The organism is Hymenobacter swuensis DY53, assembly GCF_000576555.1.
GTDB classification, from domain to species: domain Bacteria; phylum Bacteroidota; class Bacteroidia; order Cytophagales; family Hymenobacteraceae; genus Hymenobacter; species Hymenobacter swuensis.
In genome coordinates this window covers 3,762,390-3,787,206 of sequence record NZ_CP007145.1, presented here as the reverse complement: position 1 = coordinate 3,787,206, position 24,817 = coordinate 3,762,390, and the positions used below count along the sequence as shown (strand labels likewise).

26 protein-coding genes and 1 tRNA gene are annotated in these 24,817 nt (G+C 58.4%); 19 read left to right on the top strand and 8 right to left on the bottom strand.

The annotated features are described in order from the left end of the window. The first annotated feature begins 45 nt into the window (after positions 1-45). Genes HSW_RS17495 through HSW_RS17460 form a run of 8 tightly spaced genes read left to right on the top strand, consistent with a single transcriptional unit; the run spans position 46 to position 7,756 of the window. Entirely contained in the window at positions 46-1,827 is a 1,782-nt protein-coding gene (locus HSW_RS17495; RefSeq protein WP_044003031.1) for a tape measure protein, read from the top strand. Then, positions 1,827-2,414, top strand: coding sequence for a DUF6046 domain-containing protein (locus HSW_RS23050; protein ID WP_052346576.1), 588 nt, complete (start codon positions 1,827-1,829; stop codon positions 2,412-2,414). The genes HSW_RS17495 and HSW_RS23050 overlap by 1 nt, the downstream gene beginning before the upstream one ends. Then, positions 2,414-3,382 carry a hypothetical protein gene (locus HSW_RS17485; RefSeq protein ID WP_044003029.1) on the top strand — a complete coding sequence of 323 codons (969 nt, stop codon included), beginning with the start codon at positions 2,414-2,416 and terminating at the stop codon, positions 3,380-3,382. The genes HSW_RS23050 and HSW_RS17485 overlap by 1 nt, the downstream gene beginning before the upstream one ends. Next, positions 3,379-3,801, top strand: a complete 423-nt coding sequence (locus tag HSW_RS17480; protein WP_044003026.1) for a hypothetical protein — start codon at positions 3,379-3,381, stop codon at positions 3,799-3,801. Before HSW_RS17485 ends, HSW_RS17480 begins: the two co-directional genes overlap by 4 nt. A gap of 2 nt (positions 3,802-3,803) precedes the next feature. Further along, complete coding sequence (locus HSW_RS17475) at positions 3,804-3,998, top strand: hypothetical protein (RefSeq protein ID WP_044003025.1); 195 nt, start codon at positions 3,804-3,806, stop codon at positions 3,996-3,998. After that, entirely contained in the window at positions 3,995-4,300 is a 306-nt protein-coding gene (locus tag HSW_RS17470) for a hypothetical protein (RefSeq protein ID WP_044003023.1), read from the top strand. Before HSW_RS17475 ends, HSW_RS17470 begins: the two co-directional genes overlap by 4 nt. After that, positions 4,297-4,590, top strand: a complete 294-nt coding sequence (locus HSW_RS23045; RefSeq protein WP_052346575.1) for a hypothetical protein — start codon at positions 4,297-4,299, stop codon at positions 4,588-4,590. The genes HSW_RS17470 and HSW_RS23045 overlap by 4 nt, the downstream gene beginning before the upstream one ends. Beyond that, a complete protein-coding gene (locus HSW_RS17460; RefSeq protein ID WP_044003022.1) occupies positions 4,583-7,756 on the top strand; it encodes a sialate O-acetylesterase in 3,174 nt (1,057 codons plus the stop codon). The genes HSW_RS23045 and HSW_RS17460 overlap by 8 nt, the downstream gene beginning before the upstream one ends. A gap of 250 nt (positions 7,757-8,006) precedes the next feature. Here HSW_RS17460 and HSW_RS17455 read toward each other — a convergent pair whose 3' ends face one another. Next, complete coding sequence (locus HSW_RS17455; protein ID WP_071883139.1) at positions 8,007-9,128, bottom strand: acyltransferase family protein; 1,122 nt, start codon at positions 9,126-9,128, stop codon at positions 8,007-8,009. Between the two features lie 106 nt (positions 9,129-9,234). Here HSW_RS17455 and HSW_RS17450 point away from each other — a divergent pair, with 106 nt between their 5' ends. The 3 genes from HSW_RS17450 to HSW_RS17440 are packed head-to-tail and all read left to right on the top strand — an operon-like array spanning position 9,235 to position 11,434. Then, positions 9,235-10,059 carry a baseplate J/gp47 family protein gene (locus HSW_RS17450; protein ID WP_044003020.1) on the top strand — a complete coding sequence of 275 codons (825 nt, stop codon included), beginning with the start codon at positions 9,235-9,237 and terminating at the stop codon, positions 10,057-10,059. Beyond that, positions 10,046-10,555 carry a hypothetical protein gene (locus HSW_RS23040; protein ID WP_052346574.1) on the top strand — a complete coding sequence of 170 codons (510 nt, stop codon included), beginning with the start codon at positions 10,046-10,048 and terminating at the stop codon, positions 10,553-10,555. The genes HSW_RS17450 and HSW_RS23040 overlap by 14 nt, the downstream gene beginning before the upstream one ends. Continuing rightward, complete coding sequence (locus HSW_RS17440; protein ID WP_044003019.1) at positions 10,556-11,434, top strand: hypothetical protein; 879 nt, start codon at positions 10,556-10,558, stop codon at positions 11,432-11,434. A 33-nt stretch (positions 11,435-11,467) separates the two neighbouring features. Here HSW_RS17440 and HSW_RS24365 read toward each other — a convergent pair whose 3' ends face one another. Further along, the gene (locus tag HSW_RS24365; protein ID WP_155833029.1) at positions 11,468-12,565 is read right to left on the bottom strand and encodes a hypothetical protein; all 1,098 of its coding nucleotides are present in this window, start codon (positions 12,563-12,565) and stop codon (positions 11,468-11,470) included. Between the two features lie 190 nt (positions 12,566-12,755). On the opposite strand from HSW_RS24365, the gene HSW_RS24360 reads away from it, so the two are divergent. Both HSW_RS24360 and HSW_RS17435 read left to right on the top strand, forming a co-directional pair. Next, complete coding sequence (locus HSW_RS24360) at positions 12,756-12,908, top strand: hypothetical protein (protein ID WP_155833028.1); 153 nt, start codon at positions 12,756-12,758, stop codon at positions 12,906-12,908. A gap of 1 nt (position 12,909) precedes the next feature. Beyond that, positions 12,910-13,164 carry a hypothetical protein gene (locus HSW_RS17435; RefSeq protein ID WP_044003018.1) on the top strand — a complete coding sequence of 85 codons (255 nt, stop codon included), beginning with the start codon at positions 12,910-12,912 and terminating at the stop codon, positions 13,162-13,164. A gap of 24 nt (positions 13,165-13,188) precedes the next feature. Here the strand turns inward: HSW_RS17435 and HSW_RS17430 are convergent, their stop codons facing one another. From HSW_RS17430 to HSW_RS17415, 4 genes are all read right to left on the bottom strand, one after another. Continuing rightward, the gene (locus HSW_RS17430; protein ID WP_044003017.1) at positions 13,189-13,755 is read right to left on the bottom strand and encodes a hypothetical protein; all 567 of its coding nucleotides are present in this window, start codon (positions 13,753-13,755) and stop codon (positions 13,189-13,191) included. 266 nt (positions 13,756-14,021) lie between these two features. Continuing rightward, positions 14,022-14,095, bottom strand: a tRNA-Arg gene (locus HSW_RS17425). 131 nt (positions 14,096-14,226) lie between these two features. Continuing rightward, entirely contained in the window at positions 14,227-14,952 is a 726-nt protein-coding gene (locus HSW_RS17420; RefSeq protein ID WP_044003015.1) for a TVP38/TMEM64 family protein, read from the bottom strand. A gap of 71 nt (positions 14,953-15,023) precedes the next feature. Continuing rightward, entirely contained in the window at positions 15,024-15,959 is a 936-nt protein-coding gene (locus tag HSW_RS17415; RefSeq protein WP_231501313.1) for a DUF2167 domain-containing protein, read from the bottom strand. Positions 15,960-16,169: 210 nt separating this feature from the next. Between HSW_RS17415 and HSW_RS17410 the strand changes: the two genes are divergently transcribed. Together HSW_RS17410 and HSW_RS17405 are read left to right on the top strand one after the other, a co-directional pair. Further along, positions 16,170-17,309, top strand: a complete 1,140-nt coding sequence (locus HSW_RS17410; RefSeq protein ID WP_044003014.1) for a cystathionine gamma-synthase — start codon at positions 16,170-16,172, stop codon at positions 17,307-17,309. 135 nt (positions 17,310-17,444) lie between these two features. Continuing rightward, the gene (locus tag HSW_RS17405; RefSeq protein WP_081768475.1) at positions 17,445-18,152 is read left to right on the top strand and encodes an SGNH/GDSL hydrolase family protein; all 708 of its coding nucleotides are present in this window, start codon (positions 17,445-17,447) and stop codon (positions 18,150-18,152) included. A gap of 81 nt (positions 18,153-18,233) precedes the next feature. On the opposite strand, the gene HSW_RS17400 is transcribed toward HSW_RS17405, so the two are convergent. Both HSW_RS17400 and HSW_RS17395 read right to left on the bottom strand, forming a co-directional pair. Then, complete coding sequence (locus HSW_RS17400) at positions 18,234-19,697, bottom strand: hypothetical protein (RefSeq protein WP_155833027.1); 1,464 nt, start codon at positions 19,695-19,697, stop codon at positions 18,234-18,236. 40 nt (positions 19,698-19,737) lie between these two features. Continuing rightward, positions 19,738-20,745, bottom strand: a complete 1,008-nt coding sequence (locus tag HSW_RS17395) for an OmpA/MotB family protein (RefSeq protein WP_052346572.1) — start codon at positions 20,743-20,745, stop codon at positions 19,738-19,740. A gap of 261 nt (positions 20,746-21,006) precedes the next feature. Between HSW_RS17395 and accD the strand changes: the two genes are divergently transcribed. The 4 genes from accD (at position 21,007) to HSW_RS17375 (ending at position 24,783) form a co-directional block, all read left to right on the top strand. Further along, positions 21,007-21,894, top strand: coding sequence for an acetyl-CoA carboxylase, carboxyltransferase subunit beta (gene accD / locus HSW_RS17390; RefSeq protein ID WP_044003012.1), 888 nt, complete (start codon positions 21,007-21,009; stop codon positions 21,892-21,894). 264 nt (positions 21,895-22,158) lie between these two features. Further along, positions 22,159-22,863, top strand: coding sequence for an OmpA family protein (locus HSW_RS17385; protein ID WP_044005008.1), 705 nt, complete (start codon positions 22,159-22,161; stop codon positions 22,861-22,863). Positions 22,864-23,226: 363 nt separating this feature from the next. Continuing rightward, entirely contained in the window at positions 23,227-23,931 is a 705-nt protein-coding gene (locus HSW_RS17380) for an OmpA family protein (RefSeq protein ID WP_044003011.1), read from the top strand. 90 nt (positions 23,932-24,021) lie between these two features. Further along, positions 24,022-24,783 carry an endonuclease III domain-containing protein gene (locus HSW_RS17375; RefSeq protein ID WP_044003010.1) on the top strand — a complete coding sequence of 254 codons (762 nt, stop codon included), beginning with the start codon at positions 24,022-24,024 and terminating at the stop codon, positions 24,781-24,783. Positions 24,784-24,817: the final 34 nt, after the last annotated feature.

Genomic DNA, 24,817 nt, shown 5'->3' with positions numbered 1-24,817 from the left:
AAGGGGAGCGGCCGCCACGGCGGCTCCCCTTCGCTTTTCTTGCTCATGGCCAACTTACTCTCCTACACCCTTCAGCTCAAGGACCTGTTCACCTCGCCGCTGCGCAAAGCCGGGGCGGTGGGCGAGTCGGCCATCAACCGGGTGAGCCGGGCCGTGCAGAACGTGCAGAGCAAGGCTGGCGGCATGGGCAGCGCCGTGGCCGCCGCGAACGGCAAGATTGCTCGTAGCAGCAGCCAGGCAGTAACGGCCGTCACCAGCCTCGAAATCAAGCTCAACAGCCTCAAGCAGCAGCGCAACATCTCCATGAACCTGGGCGACATTGCCCGGGCCAACCGCGCCATCGAGGAGACGGAGCGCAAGCTGGAGCGGCTGGAGAACCACGGCCGCCGGGGCGGTGGTGGCGGTGGTATGGGGATGGGCCTGCTGGGCGGCGTGGCGCTGGCCGGGGCGGTGGCCTTCGGGGGCATGGACATGGTGCGCGACACGGCCCAACTCACGGGCATGGATAACGCCATCAAGTTTGCCAGCGGCTCGGCGGCCGAGGGAGCCAAGAACCTGCGGTTTCTGGAGCAAACCAGCGACCGGCTGGGCGTGAGCCTGCTGGCCTCGAAGGAGGGCTTCCGCACGCTCACGGGCTCGATGATGGGTACCAAGCTGCAGGGCGAAGGCACCCGCACCATCTTCGAAGACGTGGCCGTGGCCACCAACGTGATGGGCCTCGACGGCGAAAATTCCAAGGGCGTGTACCTGGCCCTGGGCCAGATCATGAGCAAAGGCAAGGTGCAGGCGGAGGAATTGAGGGGCCAGATCGGGGAGCGGATTCCCGGCGCCTTCAAGATTGCGGCCGACGCCATGGGCATGACCCAGGCCCAGCTCAACAAAACGATGGACGACGGCAAGCTGATGTCCGAGGACTTTCTGCCCAAGTTCTCGGCCCAGCTGCGCAAGGTATTTGGCCCCGGCCTGGCGCAGGCCATGAACGCGCTGCCGGCCCAGATTGCCCGCTTCGATAACGAGTGGCTCAAAACCAAAACCGTGCTCGTCGAGGCCGCCCTGCCGGCCGTCACCGAAATCATGGTGACCCTACGCGGCCTGATGGAAGTGGTGCGCGCCGGCACCCGCTTCGTGCAGGAGCACGCCACGGCCTTCAAAACCATCGGGGCGGTGCTGCTGCCCATCGTGGCCTCGGTGCTGGCCTACACGGCCTACGTGCGCACGGCGGCCATCGTCACCGGCCTCTGGACTACGGCCCAGCTGCTGCTCAACGGGGCTATGATTCTCAACCCCATCGGCCTCATCGTGGCCGGCATCGTGGCGCTGGGTGCGGCCGTGATGTACTGCTGGAACAGGTTTGAAGGCTTCCGGGGCTTTATCTACGGCTTTGCCTTTGGAGCCATGGAGCTGTTCAAGGGGCTGGGCAACGTGATTGCCGGCGCTTTCACCCTCAACCCGGCCCAGCTGGCGCGCGGGGTGAATCAGCTCATGAGCATCAACCAGAAGTACCGCCAGGGCTACGACCGGGGCGTGGGCACCAAGCTGGCCGGCAGTATGGGCGAATTCTTCGGCGGCCCGACACCTGACCAGGCGCTGGCCGGCGGCGGCACGAAGGGCGGGGCGGCCGACGTGGGCCTGAGCAAAGCCAAGGGCAAGGGTAGCGGGGCCACCGGGGCCGGCCGGGGCGTGACCAACATCACCATCAACATTCAGCAGCTGGGCCAGACCACCATTCACACCAGTTCGGTGCGCGAAGGCGTGCAGGAGCAGAAGGAAGCCGTGCGTACGGCCCTGCTCAGCGTGCTCAACGACGCCAACGCCATGACGACCTAATGCAGTACAACCTCAACTTACGCGCCCTAGCGGCCGAGGCCTTCGGCTACGCCCCCCTGGTGCGCTACTCGCTGCCCGAGGAGCCCACGCCCGAGGAGCGGGAGGCCGACCGCTACGGTACGCCCCTGGCTCCCAACGCGGAGGGTACCGGCCTGCTGGGCCTGCCCGTGTTTGCCCGGGTGGAGTTTCTGCCCATGCCCGGCTTTCCAGGTATCGTCCTCAACGACCCGCTGGTGGAGGTGAGCCGGGATAAGCTCATTGTCACCACCGACGTGCAGGGCCGCGACGGCTCGGTGAAGGAGTACATCAGCAACGGCGACTACGCCGTGACCATTAAGGGCATCCTGGCCTCGGACCCGATGGACGGCCGCGTGTCGCGCCGCTACCCCGAGGCCCAGGTGCTGGCCCTGAAAAAGGTAGTGGACGTGCCGGAGGCGCTGCCGGTAGCCGGGCGGCTGTTCCGGCTGCTGGGCATTCAGAACCTGGTGATAAAGGGCGTGAGCTGGCCCTCGCTGCCTGGCTTCACCAACCTGCAGGCCTTTGAGCTGCGGTGCCTCAGTGATGACCCCATTGAACTGCTGGTCTGATGCTGAAGCTGGAATGTGCCATTCAGATCGGGCCGCTCAAGCTCGACTTCGTAACGGAGGTCAGCATCGAGAGCAGCTGGCAGCAGCTCACGGACACGTGCGCCATCCGCCTGCCCCGTCGCATTGCCCTGCTGGGCCGGGACGGGTTTCTGCCCGACGTGGTGAAAGTGGGCGACCGGGTGGTGGTACGCTACGGCTACGACGGGGCGCTGCGCACGGAGTTCAGCGGCTACGTGGTGGGCGTGAAAACCGGGCCACCGGCCGAAATCACCTGCGAGGATGATATGTGGCTGCTCAAGCGCAAGCCCATGACCAAGAGCTGGCGGTCGGTGTCGCTGCAAACCTTGCTGGAGTACGTGCGGGCCCAGAGCGGGCAGAGCTTTCCGATCCAGACGCTGGGCGCGGCCGAACTGGGCAAGTTCACCATCAACCAGGCCACCGGAGCCCAGGTGCTGGAGGCCCTGCGCAAGGACTACGGCATCCGCTGCTTTTTCCGGGAGGGCACGCTCGTCGCCGGCGACCCCTACAAGGCCCGCGCGAAAGCCCCGCGCCACGTGCTGGCCTTCCGCCGCAACGTCATCAGCAACGATTTGACCTACGCCCGCGCCCAGGACTTCCGCATCAAGGTGCGGGCCATCAGCCACGTGGCCGGCCCGCGCAAGGGCCAGAAACGGGTGGTGAAGGAGTTCGGCGACCCGGACGGCGAGCTGCGCACCCTGAATTTCTCCGGGGTGCCGGCGGCCCAGCTGGAAGCCCGGGCGCGGGAGGAATTGGCCCGCCTGCGCTTCGATGGGTACCGGGGCAGCCTCACCACGTTCGGGCTGCCGCTCGTCGAACACGGCGACGTGGTGGTGGTGCAGGATCCGGACTACCCGGAGCGGGAAGGGGCTTTCTCAGTGGATAAAGTCAGCAAGTCATTCGGCACCGGCGGCAGCCGGCGCGTCATCACCTTAGGCCCGAAAGCATGAGCGGTATCAAAGAATCCCTGGAGCGGCTGATGAATGGCCAGATTCCGGTATCGGTCATCGGTGGCGTGGTAACGGCCGTGCGGCCCGATGAGGACACGTGCGACGTGCAGCCCGACAGCGACGACGCGGAGGTATTCGACGTGGCCCTGCTCAACGGCATTTACCCGGCCGTGGGAGCCCAGGTGCTCATTGGGCTGGTGGAAAACCGGCTCGTCGATACGTTCCTGATTTCGGCCGATAAGGTGACGCACTTCCGCTTCACCACCGAGCAGGAGAGCCTGCTCACGCTGCAGCGCGACTTACTCGACGAGCTGGTGAAGCTCACCGTCACCACGCCGGCCGGTCCCAGCGGCCCGCCCATCAACGCGCCGGCCCTGCTGGCTCTCAAAGCCCGATTCGATAACCTGCTACTGCCTTAGCCATGCCCCTGAATACGCCCAAACTCGAAGATGACATTTTCGACCTACTCACAGAGCAGTCGGAGCGCACCGAAAACCCCGCCCAGGCCCGCCGCGACTTCGCCCGGGACCTGGCCACGGCCATTAGTGCCCACATCCGCACCGGTACCGTGACCACCACGGGCACCGCGGCCACTCAAACCGGCACCATTGCATGACGGCCACCGACTTCCTGCTCGACGACGCCTACGACCTGGCCATCGAGAACGGCGACCTGGTGATGGGCGAGAGCGACCAGCAGCACATCGGGCTGCTGCTGCAAACCACCCAGGGCGAATGGCGCCAGGATCCGCTCGTCGGCGTAGGCCTGGCCCGCTACCTGTCGAGCCCCTACGGCCCGGGGCAAGCCGCTGAGCTGACGCGGAATCTAAGTATCCAATTGCAGCGCGACGGCTACGCCATTATAGAACTTGACCTGGCGGACCTGAGTGCCGCCGTCATTAACGCCGAACGCTTATGATTCTCGTCTCCTCCGGCCAAAGCCTGCTCGATGTCTGCCTGCAGGAGCTGGGTAGCACGGCGGCCCTGTTCGAGCTGGCCGACGCCAACGGCCTGGCCGTGACCGACGCCCTGGCCCCGGGCCAGCAGCTGGTGGTACCCGCCTCGGTGCTGGGCCGGCCCGAGGTGGTAAGCTACCTGGCTGGCCGGCGCATCAACACCGGCGGCACAGTGGCCACGCGGGCTCCAGAGCCTGAGCCAGAACCCTCTTTTTTCAATCCTACCTATCTGAACGCCCAGTATCATGCCTGATTACGCCGGTTTATTAGAACAGCAGGCCGCTGCTGTCATCCCGACCGCCCCTACTACCGGTGCGGCCCGCCTCGACGGGCCCGAGCTGCTGGCCTTGTTCGGCATCGTGGCAGATGGGCTGCGGGCGTTCCAGAGCGTAGTGGGCGGGGCTTCGTTCCGCCTGGAGACGCGGGCCCCCGGGCCGGCCGATGGGGAGGATGAGGACGCCTGGCTAAACGGCACCACCGGTGACCTGTATAAGAAGGTGGCCGGGGTGTGGGAGCCGCGTGGGAATATCAAGGGGGCCGCCAGCACAGTGGCAGGCCCGCGCGGACTACCAGGGGCCGCCAGTACGGTGCCCGGTCCACCCGGCAAGTCTACCTATCAGCAGTGGCTGGAGGCTGGGAACGTCGGCACAGTGGCCACGTTTCTGGTTGCTCAGAGAGGAGCCGATGGAGAAGATGGTACCGACGGGGCCGACGGCAACATCATCCGGGATAAGACCTACGCGCCGGGCACGTCGGATAATACTGGCTACCAGGAAGGCGACCAGTGGTACCATACCAAAAGCGCCTCTTCCTACGACCGGTATGCCTTCATTGGTGGGGCGTGGCGGCTGCAATTCTCGTCGGGTACGGCTACCGTGACACCGGTGCCCTCGACCCTGACGGCCGGCCTCACCCTCTCGACGTCTTCGGTTACGACGGGCACGGCCGTGACGTTCACGGCCACCGCTTCCGGTGGCACGGCTCCCTATACCTATTTGACCCAGGCCACCAATACGGCCACGGGTGGCGTCATCAACCTGGGTAGCTCTGCTTCAGGTAGCTGGACACCGCAGGCCGCCGGCACATTCGACATTACCACTACCGTGACCGACGCGGCCGGGGCAGTGAAGATTTCACCTTCGCGTCAAGTGGCGGTGACGGCCGCCACATTGCCCACTCCGACCGCACCCACTTGGAGCTTCAACAGCCAGACCCGCGTCCTGTCGCTGGCAGCGCCGACGGGCTACGAATCGGCTACGCTGGAGTATAAGCAGGGCAGTGGTGTTTACCAGGACTACACAGCCGGCCTGCTCACTGACAACGCCGCTCACAACGCAGGCGAGTGGCAGGGCCGCGTGAAGGCCAGCAGCACCAATCAGGCAGGCACGCCCGCTGGCAGCCCTGCTATTGTGGCTAGTAGCGCACCGGCCCCGGTGAATCTTATCACCATGCTCGGCAGCCAGAGCAACGGCAGCGGCGCGGCGCGGGTGATTGAGCTGACCAACGACCCGTACTTGGCCTCGCTGAACTTGCGCCGGACCTTCACTAACTTCCTAATCTGGAATCATTCGGCCGGGGCCTGGCAGCCGCTGAAAATCGGCGGTGCGTCAGTTGGTGGCAATAACAACGGCGACACGGCTACCATTGATGATGAGGCGAACATCGGGTTCGGTATGGAAGCCGGCTTGGCCAACTACCTAGACCGGGTATATCCGGGGCAGGTGTTCCACTTCTTCAAATACGCTATCGGGGGCACGCGCATTCAGGAATGGCAGACAGACGGTATACACCGCCCTCAGCTAAATACGCGCTGGAATGCTGCAATGGCTGCTCTTTCCGGGCGTACTATTACCAGACTCGGAAATTCATTCGTGCAGGGAGAAGGAAATTTTGACTCCGTTTCCGCCAACGAATACGCGGGTTTCCTCACCCAATTATTCACGGGTTACGTGAGCGAAGGCAAGATGCTTTCCACCACTAAGAACGTAATTACGCTCCTGAACCTGAAGCAGAATACCGGCAGCAATTACGCGACCAGTGTACGCCCCGGGCAAGAGCAGTACATCACCGCCAATACGAATGCCCGCTACGTGGATACAGCGGACTACACCTACTACCCAAACTCCTACACGACAGGCCTCGACCCAGGCGAAAAGGTGCACATGGATGGTAGAGGCCAGGTGCAGCACGGCGTAGACTTCTGGCTGGCCCTGCAGAAAACCACCAACGCACTGCCTGCTGCGCCCGGTGGCACTATGGGCTTGGCCACTGTAACCGGCGGGCTCGCGATGAACGGCGAGTACATCACGGCCACAGGCGGCGGCGGCGGCTACACAGTCAACGTCGGCACGGGCAACAAGTATCTGCCAGCCAACACTGCCGGTTGGATCAGCTTTAAATACACTGGTAAAGCCTCGGCGGGCTGTATGCTGCTGCTTAACACGACCAACGCGGTAACACCGTGGGACGTGTCGAAGTATGCTATGCAGGTTAACAACATCGACATCGGCTCTCTCAGGGCTTATGGTGGCTCTGATACCGGCGGCACCAACTACTCTATCGAAATCGGCTGGGTCTACCGCTTCCGCCGCACCCCGGGCATGGTGGTACTAGTCGAAGAAAGCCAAGACGGAGAGGCAACCTGGCACCCCGTTGCCACCTACCCAGGTACTTTCTCTGGCGCTTTGTGGCCGGGCGTAGATGCGGTGGACGGTAAGTCCTTCCGTGTGTACACCTCCGGCTTTGTGCCTACCAGCGGCACTACTGACCCAGGGACCGATACAGGCCGGGTACACGATTTCCGGTCGGCGGTAAACGTGGCGGAAGATGCCTCTTCTTGGACCTCAACTGTGAGCAGTGCCTCGCTGGTGCAGGCTGATGTTGCCAAGCGTGCCACCTTCACTGGAGGCGTGGCCACGGTCAACAGTGCGTCGGCTTACACCACCAGCGCCGCGCTGGCGCTGGCCACGTTGCGTAAGCTGACCATTGTATTCAATGGCAGCCTTACCGACAACGGTAGCGACTACCAGCGTGTGTTTGATCAGGATGCTGGAGCACTTGGAGCCTTCACCATGTATTGGGAAAAGCCGAGCAACCAGATTTTTATTTTCATGCGTACGGTAGCTGGCGCGGATATGGTATCTACGCATTTCGGATTCTCGGGAGCCTTTACTGGTGGAGTGCTGAAAGGTCGCTTCGAGTTGGATTTGGATAATGTAGGTGCTGCAAGAATGCATATAAATGGTACCAACGCCACAAAAATACCGTGGACAGGCGCGCCTGTAACGTTTGGTGATTTACCGCTTTCGGTATTCGCAAGCACCGATTTCAGCGTACCAATGGCCGGCACCTTAAAGCGTCTGGCGTTTTACAACAAGGGGCTTACGGATGCAGAGTTTGCGGCTGCTATTGCAGATTAGTCTGGCCTACTACACAACAACAATAAAGCCCCGGCTTACGTCGGGGCTTTTTCGTTACCAGGTACTGCCTTTGGCTGGCTCAGCGACTCAGGCGGAAAAGTAGAACGCGTCTGCGGATTCGTTGTCTGTGGAGCCGTCTTCACGAAATACGTGAGGGCAGCAATCAAGCCGAGAACAGCCAGCAGGAAGATAATTCTGGAGCGTATGGGCATAATGTGTCGAGATTTACCAGCGGGAAAATAGGCAACAGTTACGAATTCAGCCGTTTGCGCAAGTTCATCACGGGCACTTCGAAGTATTTGTACATCAGCGTGGCCAGCAACAGCGTCAGGCTCCAAAGCAGGCCCATGCCTAAAATGGCCTTCACAGAGCCGGGCAGCGACAAAGATTGCACAAATGGAATAACCAGCTGATTATGGATCAGCGAACTATGCAGCAAGTACATCGAGTAGGAAATCAAACTGATGTGCGTCGTGACATTCGCTACCACCCCTGTGTAGCTTTTCCATGTGCTGAGCAGGGGAAGCACCAGGGCGACGGCCAGCGGGTAGCAACCGAAGTAGAAGACACAGTAAAACAGGTTAAGATCTGCAGTGGAAGCCGGCCCGCTAAGTAGATACACTACTACGACGCCTAACACGAATTTTGCTATCCGCGCCTTCGGCCAGCTTACTGGGTAATAATAGGCCCACCACGCAGCCAGCACGCCGTACATCAGCGAATCCAACCGTAGCAAAACGATTTTACGAAAATGTTCCTCCCACTCTAGCATAGTGTCGGGGTGGAAATGCGCGTAGTAGTTGTACCGATACAGCGTAGTGGCTACCAGCATCGTAATAGCCGTAACGACAACGGCCGATTTGGGCGAAAGCCGCACCGCACAGAGACCAATAACGGCCGGGGCCGACAACAGGTAAAACCACTCCTCCACGGCCAGTGACCAGGCTTCCCGATAATTAAGCGGGTGTACCCAATTGAAATTCTGCAGAAAAACGAAATAGGCTGGGTAGTTCTGAATCGGGAAAATATCAAAGCGGATTTCCAGCGGAATGGCAATAAGCAGTGCCAGGTAGTAGGGCGGTACCGTCCTGATCCAGCGGCGTAGCCAGAAGTCCCACAGGGTGCGGAAACTGGCTGCTTTGCTCTCCATCGTTTTTATCAGGATTCCTCCGATCAGGAAGCCTGATAAAACGAAAAAAATGGTAACGCCATCGAAACGCGTAATGTATCGGTGGAAGAAAGTAAAGTTAGGCGAAACCCAGCTTGCGCCGTGGGCTAGGACAACTGAGCAAATAGCAAATGCGCGCAACGCATCCAAGCCGAAGACACGGTTACCGCTTTCGGGCAGGCGAAGTATGGAGGGTAGAATCATGGGCAGACAAATATATCGGCCCCGCCCTACCCGGTGGGGCTTTTTTTAAGTATCCATCCCTAGGGTACGCGCGGGAGAGGTCGGAATTTTCGATAAACCTCTCGCTATGGCCCGTACAATCGAAGAAATTTTCCAGGCTATTCAGGCCGATGCCGCCACCCGTGCCGAGCTGGCCGGCCTGAGCAACAGCAGCACCGGCCTGAGCCGGCTGTGGGCCTACGTAGCAGCCACCGCTGGCTGGACGCTCGAAACCTTCTGGGACCGGTTCCGCCTCGATGTCGATACCCTTGTCGCCCGGGCCCCGGTGGGCACGCCCAACTGGTACGCCGACAAGGCCCTGCTCTGGCAGGCTGGCGACACCCTGCAGGTGATTGACAACGTGGTAAGCTACCCGGCCACCGCTACCGGCGCGAAGCTGGTCACCCGTGCCACGGCCAAGGAAAACGCCCAGACTGGCCGGCTCTTTATCAAAGTCGCCAAGGACGGGGCCACCGCCGGCACGCTGGCTGCGCTCAGCAACGCCGAGCTGGTGCAGCTGCGCGGCTACTTCGACCGGATCCGCTTCGCCGGCACCCGCCTGGAAGTAGTGAGCCGCGAAGCCGACCGGCTCCAGCTCATGGGGGAGGTGTACTACGACGCCCTGCTCGACGTGGCCAGCGTGCAGACTGCCGTGCGCACGGCGCTGCTCGGCTACCTGGGCCAGCTGGAGTTCGACGGCCAGGTATTCGTGGCCAAGCTGCAGGATGCTATCCAAGCCGTACCGGGGGTACGCGACGTGCTGCTGAGCCGGGTGGCGGCCCGCGTGGGCCAGGTGGCCCCGGTCGTGTTTGCCCGGGTGTACGAGACGGCCGCCGGCTATATCGTCGAGGAGGATTTGCCCGGCCAGAGCTTTACGGACACGCTTACTTTCCTGCCGTATGCCAACGGATAACCGCTTTCGCATTGAGTGGCCGGCGCTGGTGCGTGACCTGGTACCGGCCCTGCTGCGCCGGCCCCGGCAGCTGGCTTGGTTGGAGGCCCTCACCAATCCGGTGGCGTCACTCTACGAGCAGTTGCTGACCTACCGGGCCGACGTGCTGCGCCAGCTCAACTACAACGGGCAGACCATTTTGCTCGAAAAGGCGTTGAACGACACGTTTGACCCGGCATTCCGCCGCATCCGGATTGTGAATGCCGTGGGCGAAATCACCCCGCTCTACCTCAATTTTGTACGGGAGCAGCAGCCCATGCCCACGGCCTATTTCACCCAGGAGCCCGACTACGTGCCGCTCTACGTGTACCGCCAAATCGAATTCAATACCCAGATAGATTTCATCGTGTACGCGCCAGGCCTAGCCGGGCGGGCGGTGGCTCTGCACACCATGATCCGCCGGCTCAAGCGGGCCATGACGAATTACCAGATCCTCTACATTTCAGCTCCCCAATAAATGCAACGCCTCCTTTTTGACATCGACGGCCGGCCCCTGGCCAACGACGACCTGGAAACCCTCCAGCGCGAAACCTTCGCCGCCGCCTACGCCCATTTGCAGGACGCGCCGCCCTTGGTGCTCAGCGGGTGCCAGGTGAGTGTGCAGCCCGGTGGCGGCCGGGGCAGCATTGGCCCGGGCTATATCTGGCTGGCCGGGGAAATCATCGATTACGCTGGCGTGGCCGACGTGGCACTGCCGGCTGAGCTGGTGGCCGGGACACTGGAGGAATCTGACCCACGGACGTACCAGACCGGCGGCACCAAGAACTGCATGGTAGCGCGCCTGGTCGAAACGCAGGCTTACGACGCGGCCAACCAAGTGCCGAAAATCGTTTTCGTTTCTGGCCCGGAGCTGACGTATACCAAGTGGCTGGAGTCGCGCACCCGCACAATGGGCGAGGTGCAGTGGCTGGCCAATATCAGTACCAGCCAGTACGACAGCACTGGCAAGGGCTACGCTGACCTGACAACGCGCGGGTGGGCTCTGTGCAACGGACAGAACGGCACGGCCGACTTGCGGGGCCGTTTCGTGGCTGGCTTCGACCCGGCCCAGACCGACTATGCTGCCCCCGGAAAAACCGGCGGTGCTGATAAGGTTTCTCTCACCGCTGACCAGAATGCCCCTCACAGCCACGACATCAACGTGGCTCCGTTCACGCCTCTGCAGAACAGCGTACTCATGTTCAATCAAGGCAACCGTAGTAATAATCCCATGCCGGGTGGGTTAGGTAGTTGGGGCGGCGGCCGGCTGTACATTGCCGAGTCAGGCGGTGGAGCACCGCATGAAAACCGGCCGCCGTTTTATGTGCTGGCTGCCCGGCAGTGGATTGGGTTATAGTAAACTATCTGAGCTGCAAAACACTCTGTGCTCTTAAATCTCTTCGTTCATCAATGACAGAACCCGCTCAATGAATTCTTCTGTCAAACTAGGAACAGGGTTTAAAACTGTGGTAAAGAAAAGTGGTTGGTCAAAATATGTATCCCACGTAATTGATAAACTTCCTTTTGCAGTATCAGGTGCACTGGCAAGAAAATCAATGCTCGGTCGATTAAGTTCTAAGAAGTTATTCGCAGTGACAGTAGTCGCTGATACAATGACATAATACGACTCCTGCAAAATACTGCCAAGGTGCCAAGTATACGTATGCTCTGCTCCTGCACTATGAATTGCCTCGCGTAGTATATATAAGATAGTATATAGACTGTGCAAATCAAGATCGTTCAAAATCGCACCTATCTCCCACTTTTTATTATCACTGTCTAGAGTTGACGTTAAAAGGTCTAATGACGGTGCCTTTACGTTCTTTAGGAGATTCCTGATCCGCGACATCATATTGTCGGTGTCACTGTAAAGCCATTTCTTCTCAGGGTCAGCTCTTCGTAAGGCATCTAGGCGAAAGTCTTCTACTAATTCTAGTATGTTGTAACCTTTTAAAAGATTGTTTTTTTGAAGACTTGCTACAGTCCCAAGTATTTTCAGTACTTCTATAATACCACCTCCAGCTCGAGCAGTCTCCACTAGCGCACTGTGCGGTAAAGTTGCACACAAAGTGACACCTGTACGTGTACAGAAATCAGCATGGAAGTTGGCTTCCTCATCTCCGCAATCTAAAAGAGATAAGACTATTGTATTCTTATAGTCACCATATGCAAGGTCAAAAGATTGGTACGCATTACGACCGGTTAAATGTCTGCCATTATCACGCCATTCGCCTAACCATCCCTTGGCCTGGGAGAGGTTATGCTTGATCATCTCCTCTCTAATTTTAGCATGGGCTTCTGGCTTTCGCTTTTTATGCTTGCGCTGAGCCATATACATTAAAATAACACAATTATTACATGCCCAGACTAAATCGGCAGGTTCACGTGTTGCATTTCCCTTTGAGTATTCATCTGGCTCAAAGACATACTCAAACCCTATAGAACTTATACTTATTTGCTTTAATAGCACTTCTTGAGGACTCTTCATTTATAGTATTAGTGTAGTGCTCTTTCGAAGAAGCAAATTAAACTCTAATGTCACGCTACTCCATCTACAATAACTACGATGACCCAGGCCCCAAGCCGTGGTGGGTGAAGGGACATGGGCAATGATGTGAGGAGTACACTTTCAATTAAAATCCTCGGCAGCAGTCGGGGCTTTTTTGTTTCTTCACCGCATGATGTTCGACGACTACGAATCCGACGAAGAGGAAGCTGAGGACGGCATGAGCCAGGGCTTACGCGTACTGGCTATCTTCTGCATCCTGGCCGCTATTATCTACCCAATAGCCGAGTGGGCCGCCGGCCGGTGGCTGGAAACGCATCCGTAGTATGCCTATTCCAAACTTCTACAACTTCGGCCTGCTGCCCCTAAATGCCCAGATCGGGCTAGTTGTATTCGAGGGTACGTTTCTGGCCAACCGGCTAGGGGAGGAGGGAGACTACATCAACCTCTATCACATGGGCAGCTTCTTTGCAGAGCTGCACTACGATGCCGAGATGAACGTGCTCCACAACTGCCGCTCCTTCGTCAGCGCCTCGCAGCTGGAGGCCTACGCCGATGCAATTAAGTTGCCCGAGTTATAGAACGCACGTTCACTTTCGCTCTCCCTAAGCCGCCGCTGCTTTGCGGCGCTCGGATTCTGCTTTAACAGCTGCTTTGAATTCCTCGTTGCCGTGAAGTTCCGGGCTGGCTTTCCAGACAGTGCCTGGGGCATCCCCATTGCGCAACCGGTTGAGCGCGTCGGTGAGCAGCGTGGCTTCCGTCGGCTTCTGCGGAGTGGCCTTCGCGTCTGCTGTCAATTGTTCTGATTCCTCCTCACCAAAGAACCCGTGCTGATAGAGGCCCGTCAGCTTGAGCACCGCCCGGCTCAGGGCCCGCTTCTCGGCCGTTTCCGCAAAGTAGCTGTTCTTGCAGTTCTCCGGAACGGCGCTACCGTACGTCTCTACCGTGGCCTCGTCCATCTTCGCCACCGCCTTAATGACGGCGTATTTGGGTTCGAGCTTGAGGGCTTTGTAGCTCACCTGAATGCCGTAGTGGGCCTGTACCTTCTCAATGCCCGAGCGGGTCAGGATAGTGTAGTGTTGGTGCTGAAATACATCTTCCTTAATAAGGCCGCACTCTTTGTAGAGGCTGTTGAGCTTGTCGGCTTTTGTGGCGGGGGCTTGTTTGGCCATAGCGAGCTACTAAGTAAGGAGGAATAAGCAGGGCTGTACCTACGTAGGTGACGTATTTCCCCTACGGCATGCATGTTTCTCTGTTGTCTTCAGGAGCAGCAAGCGATGAAGGAAATGATCAGCCTAGAAGGCTGCCGATGGCTCACCTGTGGGCCTCTGCAAGGGATAGGAGGGACGCTATACCGAAGAAGGTCGCACACTGCGTCGCACACCAAAAACACAAAACCCCGATTCTGAGGCAGAATCGGGGTTTCTAGGTGTGCAAGTGGTCGTGTAAGGAGTCGAACCTTAAACCTTCTGATTCGTAGTCAGATGCTCTATCCAATTGAGCTACACAACCAATTTGTTACCATTGCAGGAGCGTTTCTCCGTTTTGGTTGTGCAAAGATAGCAGGGAAAAAGCGGGGTGTGCAAGCTAACAGCCAAAAAAACCACCGGAAAAGTAGGGCGAAGACTGCAATGTGCTGAATTTCAGTCAGAATTTCTTTGATCTTTTTCTGCGCTTTGTGCCAACACACGCTTCAAAGCCCGGGTGAAGAGAAAATACAGCCCAAACAGTGACACCGCCATCAGCACTACCACCAGCACCTTGCCCGCAGTACCCGTGTCGGGGTCTTGGATGAGCAGCAGTACATCCTGCGCTTTGGTGCCGAGCCAGTAGAAGAACAGCGTACGGGGCAGCATTCCAATTACGGAGGCCGTGAGGAACTGCCGCCGGGGCACGCCTACTACGGCCAGAATAAATGTGATAAGGGCAAATGGCAGCACCGGCGAGAGGCGCGTCAGCAACACCAGCCGCCAACTGTCGCGGCGCAGTTCATGCATCACAGCGTGGGCTTTGGGAAATCTTTCGAGCAGCTGAATAAGTTTGCCCTGGTCGAGGGAGTGGGCAATGAGGTAGCCGCCATAAGCGGCCAGCATGTATGTGAGCAACATACCAGCAAATCCCTGCCACCCGAAGAAGAAGGCCGTTACCAGCACAACTACCGTGGTATGCGTGAGGGAAAGCGTCATGGTAGCCGCTACTACTATAAAGTACAGCAACATTTGCCAAGCCGTGGGCTGGGCCAGCCAGGTTTGATTTTCGTGCAGACTCCAGGCCAGCACACTGTCGCCGGCCAGAGGGAGTAGCGTAAGCAGCACCAGAGAAACAAGGGTGGAGGTATTCTGCTGAAACAGCTCTTTGAAAAATGCCATAGGTAACTATGCAAACGGGCCGGCGTTGGAAGGCCGGCCCGAAGGTAACAACGTAAGAACGGTGCGGAAGGCTACGCTTCCGGCTCGGAGGCGGGGCCTTCCAGTGCTGGCTGGGGTTCTTCGTCCTGTGTGCGGCCACCAAAAAAGCGCCTGATGGCCGTCCAGGCACCAGCTACCAAGGCCAGCGCCACTTTCCAGAATTTCAGGATGAGGGCAAAGAAGCCCACTTTCGCCAGTACCTTGCCTGCTATCAAGCCGCCGATACCGTAGGCGGCCACTTCGTCGAGGTCGGGATTAAAATCGGCGTACCGCAGACCTTTAGCAAAGGCCACACTCTGAATCACGGCCGGAATGGCCCCCTTGATTTCCGGCAGCTGACCCGGGGTGCCCACCGCGTTGAGGTTGAGCACCCCCTTGCGGCCCAGCAGCCGTACGTTGTAGTTAAGGGTATTGGCCTCTTCCCGGCCGAACCGCAGCTCTTTGGCCCAGTGCAGCACGTTCAGCCCCTTATCGTAGTAGGGTTTGGCAGCCCAGCCGACCAGTGTCACGGGCTCGTAGCCGGCTTCCACCCGCTCCTTATTGCCTTCCTCCGTATCTTCCTGCATGTCCTTCAGCAGGTCGTCGTAGTTGATATCGGCCGCGTCATCGTCTTTCACATAGCCCATCCCCTCATACTGCAAAACGAAAGCCCAGTTGTTCTCGCTCACGGGACCCCGGTCGGCCGGGAACAGCATGCCCAGCGACTCGCCGCCGGGGTTGCCCCAGATTTGGGTCAGCAGGCGCTTGCTCTGGTCAGCATCGAGGTAACGGAAGCCTTTGGGCACGGTCAGGTCGCCCAGGCTTTCGGGTAGTTTTACCAAACCGGTCTGGTAATGGAAAGTGCCATTGATGGAATCCAGAACGACTTTCTGCCGAGCGGCCGAGTCGGCGGCGGTGGGCAGGGTAGGGGCGGCATTGGAGCCGAGGTGGGCCACCAGCAAGGCGGCTAAGAGTAGTAGTTTTTTCAAGCTGCTACGGATAAAAAAGGTGGATAAATGGTACAGCGAAAGATACTTGCCGGGCTTTCACTCCTCCTAATCCGGTGCGTGTATTTAGTGGAAAAATATAGTTACTTCCTTTGTGGATACCAGATGTAGGTTCGGGCGTGCGGCTCTCGGGAAAGCACCCTACCTTTGTCGGCCGGGCTCCCATCCTGCCTGTTCTCAACGTTCTACGATATGAAATTCGGAACCAAAGCCATCCACGCCGGTGTGCATCCCGACCCCGAAACCGGGGCCATCATGACGCCCATCTACCAGACCTCAACCTATGTGCAACGCTCCCCCGGCGACCATAAAGGCTTCGAGTACTCGCGCACACACAACCCCACCCGCACCCAGCTGCAGGATGCGTTGGCAGCTCTCGACGGAGGCAAGCACGGCCTGGCATTTGCCTCGGGCATGGCGGCCATCGACTGCATCGTGAAGTTGCTGCAGCCCGGCGACGAGGTTATCAGCACTAACGACCTGTACGGCGGCTCTTACCGGCTCTTTACCAAGGTGTACGCCACCTACGGCATCAAATTCCACTTCGTGCCCATGCACGACATGACGGCGGTGGAAGCGGCCGTGACCGAGCGTACCAAGCTGATTTGGGTGGAAACGCCCACCAACCCGCTGCTCAACATCATTGACATTGCCGCCGCCTCGGCCGTGGCCAAGAAGGCCGGGGCCCTACTGGTGGTGGATAACACGTTCAGCACGCCCTACCTGCAAACTCCATTGGAGCTGGGCGCCGATATGGTGATGTACTCGCTGACCAAATACATGGCTGGCCACTCCGATACGGTAATGGGTGCCGTGGTGGTGAATGACGACGAATTGCACCAGCGTCTGAGCTTCTACCAGAACGCCTGCGGTGGCACCCCTGGCCCCCAGGACTGCTTTCTGGTGCTGCGTGGCCTTAAAACACTGCACGTGCGTATGCAGCGCCACTGCGAAAACGGCCGCAAAGTGGCCGAGTACCTCAAGGCGCATCCCAAAGTGGAGAAAGTGTATTGGCCCGGTTTCGAGGACCACCCCAACCACGCCGTGGCCGCTCAGCAGATGCGCGACTTCGGCGGCATGATTTCCTTCGTGTTGAAAGGTGACCGGAAGAAGGATGCCATTGCCTGCCTCGAGAAATTCCAGCTGTTCTCCCTGGCTGAAAGCCTGGGCGGCGTGGAAAGCCTCTCGGGCCACCCCGCCACCATGACGCACGCCAGCATCCCGGCCGAGGAGCGCCGCAAAGCCGGTTTATCCGACTCGCTGATCCGTCTGAGCGTGGGCATTGAGGATGTAGAGGACCTGATTGACGATTTGCAGCAGGCCATCGGCTAAGCTTCCACCGAGGGTATCATCTATAACTAAAAGCGCCGCCCGACAGGTAGTCGGGCGGCGTTTCTGGTTAGCGGCGAAAGGGGGCAATCTGGCGGGGACTGGGGGTTCGTACGTCTGCACTCAATAGTGTTTTGTATGGTGCGTATTCTGCTTGCTTTCCTGGTTTGGGTGTGGGTATTAGGCTGTAGTTCACAGAAAAACGACCCAGTGCCCGCGCCTCCTGTTACGCCACCCGAGGCTCCCGTTCAGGCCGTTAGCTTTCTGGCACTTGGTGACTCGTACACCATTGGGCAGAGCGTACCGGCTGAGGACCGGTGGGGCGTGCAGCTGGCCGGTCTGGCTCAGGCCGAGGGCATACAGTCGCCCGATATTATTGCCCGGACCGGCTGGACCACCAGTGAGCTGCAGCAGGGCATTGCAACGGCCAATAACTCCAAAACCTACGAGCTGGTGTCGTTGATGATTGGGGTGAACAACCAGTTTCGGGGGCTGCCGCTGGATACCTACCGCGTAGAATTTCGCCAGCTGCTGCAAATGGCCATCCGATTCGCCGGAGGACGCCCCCGCCGCGTGTTCGTGCTATCCATCCCGGACTGGGGTCAAACTCCCGCTGGCCGGGGGTATCCGCAGGCCCGCATCAGTCAGGAAATCGACCAGTTTAACGCCGTGGCCCGCGAGGAGTGCGCAACCGTGACGGTTGAGTTTATCAACATCACTGACCTGACCCGTGCCACCAACTATGAGGCGGCCCAGTTTGCGCCCGATGGCCTGCACTACTCTGGCCTGCACATGCGCCAGTGGGCCGGCCGGGCATTGCCGGTTGTGCGCGCTTTAGTGCAGTAGGGCCATTGCTTCGGGTGGATATAAGAATGGTCAGCTCCCGTCGGAAGCTGACCATTGCACTGTAAACTCAGGGAAGCACTACTAGTAATGAACTAGGCGCACCGAATAAGAGCCTTCTGTAGTTCGGGCCAGATAGGTTCCTGGCTTGACGGAACCGGCTGGCTGCCATACCACCGTACCATCGGCCCGGCTGGTGAGCTGGGCTACAGTGCGTCCTACTTCATCTGTGATAAGTATCTGCTGGCTCCGGCTGCGGGGCAACTGAAACTGAACTTGGTCATGAAAAGGCATGGGATACGCTGTTATAACGTTGCCTATTGCTTTTGTCGAGGCTGTAAGAACCCGGTTTGTTACCTCAAAGGCAATAGACCGGATTTCCCGACCACTCTGCGGGCAAAAGTCGTCCGTAACTGTCAGGCCGAACTGGTAAAGGCCCAAAGGCAGGGAAGCGGGTACCTGCCAGGTCAGGCGGCCCTGGGTGGCCGATAGTTTCTGTACGGCCGGAAAGCTGGCGAATGGGTACAGCGCACTGTATATCGTGGGCGTGAAGCTGCTAAAAGCAAGCTGCTGGCCGGCATCAGGGTCGGCGGCAGTTAACGTCAGGTCAACCGTTTGCCCAGGATTTACGGGAATAGCTTGCATGAAATCTAAGGTTGCGCTACCGCGCTGTAGCACACTGAAACGAGGATTGGTATTGGTTGCAGAAGCAGCCCGCACCGTATACAGCATGTCGCGCTGCACGCTGCCGATTTTGGTCCACCTACCGTTCAGTCGACGGAATTCATTTGCCTGGATGGCAATAACATAGTCGCCCTGAACGAGTGTGAAGGGTACCGTTTCCAATACGCCCGTAACGGCATCAAGCCGGAAATGGGGCGGCTGGTAGAAGCCACCTGCAGGTTGAGGGCAGCCTTGAGCCTTGAAGCCTTGCTGGGGAGCAACAAATTCGTATGCTACTGAGTCGCCATCAACCTCAGCAGCCTTTGCCGTAAACCGATGGTATTGGTTGCCGTTCAGGCTCAGTATTTCGGTGGAAACGAATTCTGGAGAGTTATTGAACAGCCCGGTTGAGTTATCCAAAGTTGCGGAAATGGTGCCGCTGGTATTTACCGAATTGTTGATGTTGATAATTCCTGCCCTTCGATTGACGTTATCAACCAGGAGCGTCCAGCGGTTCGGCGGGAGGGTAACCAAACCGGTGTAGAAATTTTTCTTGACGTTGGAGGCGCCACACTGGGCTGGGTTGATCAGTTCGAAACGTTGCCGCAGTAGCTGCATACTGATATCATTCTGTAAAGCGGCAGCGCACCCGGCTTCCAGATTGGGCAAGCAATGCAGCTCTGTTGCAGGTTCATCAACGGCATTAGGACCGGCATCTGTATACAGAATAACCTGGACTTCATACTGATTGGTCTGCAGGTAACGACGGTACGTAATGTTGCCAGCCAAGTAGTGGGTAGCATGCGCAGCAAAGCTGGCACACAGCAGCCCGGCAACAACGAGCAGCCGAAACATGGGGTAAGTAGTTTTCATCGAATAAGTCATTTAGAGGTAATCCGGGAAGAATAAGTAAGATACCAAAATCCTATTTCCCCCCCGCCGTGGAGTTGCTGTCCAGAATCTTGAGCAGCTCGTTGAGCTTAGGCGTCAGGATAATTTCGGTGCGGCGGTTGAGCGCCTTGTTCTGGGGCGAGTCGTTGGCAGCTACGGGCACGTACTGGCTGCGGCCCGAGGCCGTTACGCGGTCCGGCTGCACGCCGCCGGCGGTAAGCAGCCGCGCAATTTCGGTGGCGCGCAGCACGCTCAGGTCCCAGTTGTCCTGCATCGCACCGGCCGGGCGGCTGAAGGGTACGTTATCGGTGTGGCCTTCCACCACTACGTTCACGTCGGGCTGCTGCTGGAGCACCGTGGCCAGTTGCTTCAATGCCTCTTGGCCTTTGGGGTCTACTTTAGTGGAGCCCGATTTGAACAGGAGCTGCTCAGAAAGCGAAACGTATACCTTGCCGTCTTTCATCTTCACCTGCAGATCAGTGCCCTGGAAGCCGCGCAAGGCGTTGCTCACGCTGGCTTTGAGGGCGTCCACGGCCTTGTCCTTCTCGGCCAGGGCTTTCTGCAGTTCGGCCAGGCGCGCCTCGCGGGCCGTGAGGTCAGCCGTGAGCTTGTCGATATCGGCGCGGCTCTTGCGCAGGTTGGTATCCAACTCGCCCAGCTCGGCTTCGCGGCGGGCCAAGTCCTTGGCTACCTTGTTGTAATCCGCCGATTTATCGGCCATGGCCCGGTCGGAGTTCTTCAGCAGCTTGTCGTAGCTGTCGGTGAGCTGGGTGTTGAGCTGGCGGGTACGGCGCAGGTTACGGCCGGTTTCGGTGGAGTCATCTACCAAACGGCGGGTTTCCACCCGCAGCTGCGCCAGCTCATCGGAGGCCTTTTTAAGCTCCGTCACGGCTTGGCGCTGCTGGCGTTCCAGGTCGGTTTTGGCTTGTTCAGTAGCCGTCTGACGGGCTTTTAGGTCGTCATATTTTTTGGAGGCCACGCAGCCCGGCAGAGCCGTAGCCGCCAGCAGCGCACCGAAAACAAAAGCAGGCAGGTTTTTCACGGAGAGAAAAGATTGAGCGTACAACTTCAGGACTGCGGCATCAGGCGCAGATGTATTGAACGGCAAGGTAAGCCGTGCCTGCCGGATGTACTACCGGCCGCTGCTCTGGTTGGGCTACCACATCCTCAATCTTTGTCTTACCTTGATTCTCGTTTCGTGCTTTTGGATTCTGCCGTAACTTGCACCTTGGCAGCCGGGGCCGCAGGGGCAACCGTCGCCGGCCTTTTCCTCTCTCACTGACCTAAGCATCCCATCTGAAATATGTCATCCTGGTTCAAGCGTAAAGAAAAAGGTATCGTCACGCCGACGGAGCAGAAAAAAGAGACGCCCGACGGCCTGTGGTACAAGTGCCCCGAGTGCAAAACCGTGGCCACGATGGCTGAGCATAAGCGCCTGCTAGCTACCTGTGGCAACTGCGGCCACCACGACCGGATTGATGCCGCCGACTACTTCGATTTTCTCTTCGATAATCACCAGTACCAGGAACTGGATGCCGATATGCATTCGGCCGACCCATTGGGCTTTGTGGATACCAAGGCCTACCCGCAGCGCGTAGCCGCTACTGAAAAAAGTACCGGCCTGAAAGATGCGGTGCGCTCGGCCCACGGCCAGCTGAATGGCCTGGGCTTGGTGGTAGCAGCCATGGATTTCAAGTTTATCGGGGGCTCGATGGGCTCGGTGGTGGGGGAGAAGATTGCCCGCGCCATCGACTATGCCCGGCAGAACCGCCTGCCCTTTCTCATGATTTCCCGCTCCGGTGGGGCCCGCATGATGGAAGCTGGCTTCTCCCTTATGCAGATGGCCAAAACCTCGGCCAAGCTGGCGCTGCTGTCCGAAGCCGGCTTACCCTATATTTCTCTGCTGACGGACCCCACCACGGGCGGCGTAACGGCTTCCTTTGCCATGCTCGGCGACTTCAACATTGCTGAGCCCGGCGCACTTATCGGCTTTGCTGGGCCGCGCGTTATCAAAGAAACCATCGGCAAAGATTTACCCAAGGGCTTCCAGAGTGCCGAATTTGTGTTGGAACACGGCTTCCTCGATTTCATTGTGGACCGCAAGGAGTTGAAGCAGAAACTTACGGAATTGCTGACTATGCTGAAACCCGTCGAAGTTGCTGTTCCTGAGGCTGCTACCTCTGTTCGGTAGAGTGCCGGCGAATACGTTCGTAATTTTCGGCAAGCTTTTTGGCAAAGCCCGTTAAACGCGCATTTGGCGAGTTTAACGGGCTTTTCGGTATGGCCTACCGAAAGGCTGCTGCCTGAATATCGGCTGGTATAGCGTTGAGCTTATATTTGCCGAACATTTTTAACCAAACCACAGTAAGTACCCCGGAAACCGATCAATCCGGTTCTTCTCTCTCACCCAAGCTTTACTACCATGACATCTCGCAATTCGCTTCTGACCTTGCTCATGGCCTTCGTGCTCTTCGTGAGCTCCTGCGCCACCACCCGCAACCCCAACATTCCGGAAGCCGATACCAACGGTACGGGTCCTCGCAAAACCGGCATGAGCAAAACGGCTAAAGGCGGTCTGCTCGGTGCTGGTGGCGGAGCCGTAGTTGGTGGCGTACTAGGACGCGTAATCGGCGGCAAAAACGGCACGGCTGCCGGCGCTATCATCGGTGCTGCCGTGGGTGGTACCGGTGGGGCACTCATCGGCCGCAAAATGGACAAGCAGGCCGAAGAACTGCAGCGTGATATGCAGAACGCCAAAGTGGAGCGCGTAGGAGAGGGCATTAAAATCACCTTCGACTCGGGTATCCTCTTCGATACCAACAAAAGCGACCTGCGGGCTGCTTCCATGACGGAAATCCAGAAAATGGCCGAAGTCCTGAAGAAATACCCCGATACCAACGTACTGATTGAAGGCCACACTGATGCCAGCGGCTCGGACGCCATCAACCAGCCCCTATCGGAGCGGCGGGCCCAGGCCGTGGCTAACTACACCACCTCGCAAGGGGTTGACGCTGCCCGCGTATCGACGCAGGGCTACGGCTCCAGCCAGCCCATCGGCGACAACACCACGGTGGAAGGCAAGCAGGCTAACCGCCGGGTAGAAGTTGCCATTTTCGCCAACGAGAAGATGAAGAAGGCTGCCGAAAAAGGCACGCTGTAAGCCAACTGGCTGCGCTACAAGAAAGCCACCCCAAACGGGGTGGCTTTTTTTGTTTCGGTACTTGACCGAGCCAACCAAACTCAACACCGGAAACAGGATTTTTACGCGCCGGTTATTCTGTGGTGCAATAGAAAATGCCTGGTTTATACATATTTTGTTCTGCTTTTCGGAAGGCTGAAAATGCTGCTCTAAATAGAGGGAAGAGGTTTTTAATAATATTTATGGCTGCTTTTTCGTTTTTGGCAAGGTGGTTGCAAATTGCTGCTCGGAGCCGAATCTTTCAGGCTTGTTTTGTACCGGAGCCGTTGAACTCCTCATTTTCTGCTTACTTCACACCAACACACTCTAACCCTCCCCAAACCCATGAAAAATCTTCGTTCGTTGTATGCATTGCTGCTGGCGGTGCTGCTGCTGGGCAGTAACTATGCTGAAGCCCAAACGACTACTACCAAGAAACCCTGGAGCAAAACCGCTAAAGGTGCTGTTATAGGTGGTCTGGGCGGGGCAGCCGGTGGCGCAGTCCTAGGCCGCGTAATAGGGGGCAAATCCGGTACGGCTAAGGGGGCCATTATCGGGGCTGCCGTGGGTGGTGCCGGTGGCGCGCTGATCGGCCGCCGCATGGATAAGCAGGCTGCTGAGTTGCAGAAAGAAATGTCGGGCGCCAAAGTAGAGCGCGTGGGAGAAGGCATCAAAATTACTTTCGACTCGGGCCTGCTGTTTGCTAAAAACTCTTCGTCGCTCACGTCTTCTGCTCAAGCAAACATCCAGGATCTGGCTAAAACCCTCATCAAATACGGCGACACGAACGTCATCGTAGAAGGCCACACCGACACCAGCGGTTCCGATGCTATCAATGACCCGCTTTCGCAGCGTCGGGCGCAGGCAGTTGCCAATTATACCCAGCAGCAGGGCGTAGATGCTTCGCGCTTCACGGTAACCGGCTACGGCTCGAAGCAGCCCGTAGCTGACAACTCCACGGAAGCTGGCCGCGTTGCCAACCGCCGGGTAGAAATTGCCATCTTCGCCAACGAAAAACTGAAGAAAGCCGCTGAAAAAGGCACCATCTAATCTTTCGGAAGTAAGGATTTTTGGACGGCCCCGTCACCAGTCTGGTGGCGGGGCCGTACTGTTTCCAGTGCCTTCCGTTGCATAACCTCTATGTCCATTACCTACAACTCACCAGCCGCCGAGAAAACCTGGCAGGATCATGTTCTGCTGAACCAGTTTTACCCACCGCTCACCCTGGATAACCCGCGTAGGTCGCCTATGCGGGAACTGATTTCCACGGTTCTCTCGCACCGCACTACGCATGCCGATGAGGAACTGGCCTACGACCGAATGCTGGAGGCTTTCGGCGACTGGGCCCGAGTGCTGGCCGCGCCTACTGCTGCGCTGGCCCATGCCATCCGGACCACCCGCTGGCCCGATACACAGGCCCCGCGCATTCAGGAGATACTGCGCCGTATTCAGGCAGAGCGGGGAGAGTTTGCGCTGGATTTTCTGGCCGACTGGCCTACCGAAAAAGGTATGGCATGGCTGAATGATATGCCGGGCATCGGGCTGAAAACGGCTTCTCTGGTGCTGCTGTTCAACTTTCAAAAGCCAGTGCTGCCGGTGGATACGCATGTTCACCGGATTGCCCAGCGCGTAGGCATGATTGGCCCCAAAGCCTCTGCCGATAAAGCCCACCAAGTGCTGCTGGAACAGCTACCTAAAGACCCTCTGGTGCTGCTCAACTTCCATAAACACAACTATTGGCACGGCCAGAAAATCTGCTTTTTTGCCAAGCCCGACTGTGCCCGATGTCCGCTCAAAGGCTTCTGCAATTACTACTTGGAGCACTATGGCCCGGCTACTCCGGAGGCCCTGGCGGCTACGCCTGCGCACTGGGATACCGCTTGGGGGACGTTGCCGCACTAGGCTTTCTGTCGCGCAGCCTGAACAAGCGGCCGGC

Bases quoted from the DNA above. Each gene is read 5' to 3' on its own strand.
- HSW_RS17495 (WP_044003031.1), top strand. From the start codon at position 46: ATGGCCAACTTACTCTCCTACACCCTTCAGCTCAAGGACCTGTTCACC.
- HSW_RS23050 (WP_052346576.1), top strand. From the start codon at position 1,827: ATGCAGTACAACCTCAACTTACGCGCCCTAGCGGCCGAGGCCTTCGGC.
- HSW_RS17485 (WP_044003029.1), top strand. From the start codon at position 2,414: ATGCTGAAGCTGGAATGTGCCATTCAGATCGGGCCGCTCAAGCTCGAC.
- HSW_RS17480 (WP_044003026.1), top strand. From the start codon at position 3,379: ATGAGCGGTATCAAAGAATCCCTGGAGCGGCTGATGAATGGCCAGATT.
- HSW_RS17475 (WP_044003025.1), top strand. From the start codon at position 3,804: ATGCCCCTGAATACGCCCAAACTCGAAGATGACATTTTCGACCTACTC.
- HSW_RS17470 (WP_044003023.1), top strand. From the start codon at position 3,995: ATGACGGCCACCGACTTCCTGCTCGACGACGCCTACGACCTGGCCATC.
- HSW_RS23045 (WP_052346575.1), top strand. From the start codon at position 4,297: ATGATTCTCGTCTCCTCCGGCCAAAGCCTGCTCGATGTCTGCCTGCAG.
- HSW_RS17460 (WP_044003022.1), top strand. From the start codon at position 4,583: ATGCCTGATTACGCCGGTTTATTAGAACAGCAGGCCGCTGCTGTCATC.
- HSW_RS17455 (WP_071883139.1), bottom strand. From the start codon at position 9,128: ATGATTCTACCCTCCATACTTCGCCTGCCCGAAAGCGGTAACCGTGTC.
- HSW_RS17450 (WP_044003020.1), top strand. From the start codon at position 9,235: ATGGCCCGTACAATCGAAGAAATTTTCCAGGCTATTCAGGCCGATGCC.
- HSW_RS23040 (WP_052346574.1), top strand. From the start codon at position 10,046: ATGCCAACGGATAACCGCTTTCGCATTGAGTGGCCGGCGCTGGTGCGT.
- HSW_RS17440 (WP_044003019.1), top strand. From the start codon at position 10,556: ATGCAACGCCTCCTTTTTGACATCGACGGCCGGCCCCTGGCCAACGAC.
- HSW_RS24365 (WP_155833029.1), bottom strand. From the start codon at position 12,565: ATGAAGAGTCCTCAAGAAGTGCTATTAAAGCAAATAAGTATAAGTTCT.
- HSW_RS24360 (WP_155833028.1), top strand. From the start codon at position 12,756: ATGATGTTCGACGACTACGAATCCGACGAAGAGGAAGCTGAGGACGGC.
- HSW_RS17435 (WP_044003018.1), top strand. From the start codon at position 12,910: ATGCCTATTCCAAACTTCTACAACTTCGGCCTGCTGCCCCTAAATGCC.
- HSW_RS17430 (WP_044003017.1), bottom strand. From the start codon at position 13,755: ATGGCCAAACAAGCCCCCGCCACAAAAGCCGACAAGCTCAACAGCCTC.
- HSW_RS17420 (WP_044003015.1), bottom strand. From the start codon at position 14,952: ATGGCATTTTTCAAAGAGCTGTTTCAGCAGAATACCTCCACCCTTGTT.
- HSW_RS17410 (WP_044003014.1), top strand. From the start codon at position 16,170: ATGAAATTCGGAACCAAAGCCATCCACGCCGGTGTGCATCCCGACCCC.
- HSW_RS17405 (WP_081768475.1), top strand. From the start codon at position 17,445: ATGGTGCGTATTCTGCTTGCTTTCCTGGTTTGGGTGTGGGTATTAGGC.
- HSW_RS17400 (WP_155833027.1), bottom strand. From the start codon at position 19,697: ATGACTTATTCGATGAAAACTACTTACCCCATGTTTCGGCTGCTCGTT.
- accD (WP_044003012.1), top strand. From the start codon at position 21,007: ATGTCATCCTGGTTCAAGCGTAAAGAAAAAGGTATCGTCACGCCGACG.
- HSW_RS17385 (WP_044005008.1), top strand. From the start codon at position 22,159: ATGGCCTTCGTGCTCTTCGTGAGCTCCTGCGCCACCACCCGCAACCCC.
- HSW_RS17380 (WP_044003011.1), top strand. From the start codon at position 23,227: ATGAAAAATCTTCGTTCGTTGTATGCATTGCTGCTGGCGGTGCTGCTG.
- HSW_RS17375 (WP_044003010.1), top strand. From the start codon at position 24,022: ATGTCCATTACCTACAACTCACCAGCCGCCGAGAAAACCTGGCAGGAT.